This window comes from Nocardia sp. JMUB6875 (assembly GCF_041154655.1).
Taxonomy (GTDB): domain Bacteria; phylum Actinomycetota; class Actinomycetes; order Mycobacteriales; family Mycobacteriaceae; genus Nocardia.
Window position 1 is genome coordinate 1 of record NZ_BAAFGR010000363.1, and the last position, 2485, is coordinate 2485.

At 68.5% G+C, this 2485-nt stretch carries 2 protein-coding genes and 1 pseudogene; 2 read left to right on the plus strand and 1 reads right to left on the minus strand.

All coding sequences use genetic code 11. From position 1 onward, the window contains the following. Positions 1-856: serine/threonine-protein kinase (locus ACAM49_RS39825; RefSeq protein WP_369640690.1), on the minus strand; the 856-nt coding region annotated here is incomplete at its 3' end. A 297-nt stretch (positions 857-1153) separates the two neighbouring features. On the opposite strand from ACAM49_RS39825, the gene ACAM49_RS39830 reads away from it, so the two are divergent. After that, positions 1154-1927 (plus strand): acyl-[acyl-carrier-protein] thioesterase, encoded by a 774-nt coding sequence (locus ACAM49_RS39830; RefSeq protein WP_369640691.1) that lies wholly within the window; start codon positions 1154-1156, stop codon positions 1925-1927. An 83-nt stretch (positions 1928-2010) separates the two neighbouring features. Next, positions 2011-2485 (plus strand): annotated as a pseudogene (locus ACAM49_RS39835) (hypothetical protein); the annotation flags it as partial.

The window sequence follows — 2485 nt, forward strand, 5'->3', positions numbered from 1 at the left end:
GGATGGTGCGGGCGGGTTCCTGCGCGGCTCGTTGCAGTGCCGCCCGGGCGGCGCGGGCGAGCTGACCGGCACTGGCGTACCGGCGGCTCGGTTCCTTGGCCATGCCGATCGCCACCACCTGGTCGAAACCGACCGGCACGCCCGTCCGAACGCTGGGCCGCGGCGGCGGGGTCAGCATGTGGGCGCGAATGGTGGCCAGATTGCCCTCGACCAGGAACGGCGGCAGCCCGGTGAGGGATTCGTAGAGCACGCACGCCAGCGCGTAGATATCCGCGCTCGGCGACACCGAGGCGCTGTGCTCGAACCGTTCGGGCGCCATGTAGGCGAAAGAGCCGATGGCACTGCCGGTTTGAGTGAGCTGAGCGTCGGATTCGGTGTGCGCGATGCCGAAATCGACGAGGTAGGCGAACAGGTCGCCGGTGAGCAGGATATTGGCGGGCTTGATGTCGCGGTGCACCAGACCGCTCTCGTGGGCGGCGTCGAGCGCGGAGGCGATCTGCTCCACCACCGTGACGGCCTGCTCGGCCGTCAGCGGCCCCTCCTCGCGCAGGTAGGCCTTGAGGTCGCGACCCTTGACCAGGCGCATGTCGATGTACAGGACACCGTCCACCTCGCCCCAGTCGTGCACCGGAATGACGTGCGGTTCCTGCAGTTTGGCGGCCGTGCGGGATTCCCGGCGAAAGCGTTCGACGTAGCTGGGCTGCCGGGCCAGCTCGACGTCGAGCAGCTTCACGGCGACCACCCGATCGCGGACCGTGTCGTAGGCCTCGTAGACCTCGCCCATGCCGCCCACCCCGAGCAGCCGCCGCAACTCGTACTGCCCGAACCGCGATCCGGCCCTCGACCCTGCGGCCACCCGCGTAGTCCTCCCTGCTGCTGGATGTACAACAGCAAAGGCTACGGCCCGTGGGGCGCAGTGTCATTACCCCCGAGGGTGCGCGGTCGCTCCCCCGCGGGCCGGATCGACCTGCCATTCAGAGAAACACTGTCGTTCCCATAACAGAAGTACAGGTGACTCGACGCGAGTGCGTCCCGCGCGCCCCGTAGAGTCATGTCACAGACTTCGGTCAGCAAGCACCTCACCCGGTGCTTATGGATAGACATGCGGCACGCTGGGTCCAAGCCAACCCGGTGTGCGGCGCGAGGAGCACCAGTGTCACTCGATGAGCCACTCGCCCCGCTTCCCGAGGAGGGCATGGGCTTCGCTTCCGCGTGGCCGGTCCGGGCCGGCGATGTGGATCCCTATCACCGGCTGCGATTCGATTCCGTGGCCCGCTACCTCCAGGACATCGCCTGGGAGGAAATGCAATCCGGGTTCTTCCACCGGACCGATCCGGCCTGGATCGTGCGGCGCACCGTGGTGGACGTGGTGCGGCCCATCCACTGGCCCGACCGGGTGGAGTTGCGGCGCTGGTGTTCGGCCATGTCCACGCGCTGGACGAACATGCGGGTGCGGGTCACCAGCGAGGGCGGCGGTCTGATCGAGACCGAGGGGTTCTGGATCAATATCAACGAGTTCACCAATATGCCGACCCGCATCAGCGACGAGGGCCTGGCCGAACTCGCCCGCACCACCGATGAGCACCGGCTGCGCTGGCGGCCCTGGCTCACCGATCCCACCCCGCCGGAATCGGATGTGGATCTGCCGTTCCCGGTGCGCGCCACCGATATCGACCAGTACAACCACGTCAACAACGCGGCCTACTGGCAGGCGCTGGAGCAGTATCTGATCGACTACCCGAAGCTGGTGGCCGGGCCGCATCGCGCGGTCATCGAGTACATCGCGCCGGTGCTGGCGCGCCAGCACATCAGCGTGCGCAGCCGCTACGAGCCGGGCGACCGGACCGGGCATCCCACGCTGCGACTGTGGTTCGTGGTGGGCGGGGTGACCACGACGGCGGTGCGGGTCGGCCCGCTGCCGGGCTGATCTTTCCCGACAACCTCGGCCCAGCCGACGACAGCCTCAGCGGGTCAACACATTTGCTGACCGATTGCCTGCGAGACTGAGTCATGCGATTCGCCTCTCTCGCCATGCTCGCGGCGGCCCCGGCCCTGGTGGTCGGGCTCACCGCCTGCGGCCACTCCAAGGACTCCGCGAAGAACACCACCTCGACCACGGTCGCGGCGAGCAGCACCACCGCACCGGCCACCGCGACGACCCCGCCGCCGAGCCCGAAACCGCTGCCGCCCAACCCGACCCGCCCGCCGGTGCCGACCACCGTGCAACCCTCCGATGTCGATTGCGGGCCGATCACCGGAGCCAACGGCCAGAACGCGAACGTGATCGCCTACGCCAATCAGGCGGGCATTCCCGGCTGCACCGAGGCCATCACCGTGGCCAGCCATTACGTGAACGCCACCCGCTCCGGCGACGCCGTCCAGGTCGACGGCTGGACCTGTGAGCCGCAGCCGGACACCGTGGTTCCGCACATCTGCTTCAAGGACGGCTTCCTGATCGGCCTGCGCGGCGGGGCGGCCCCGAACC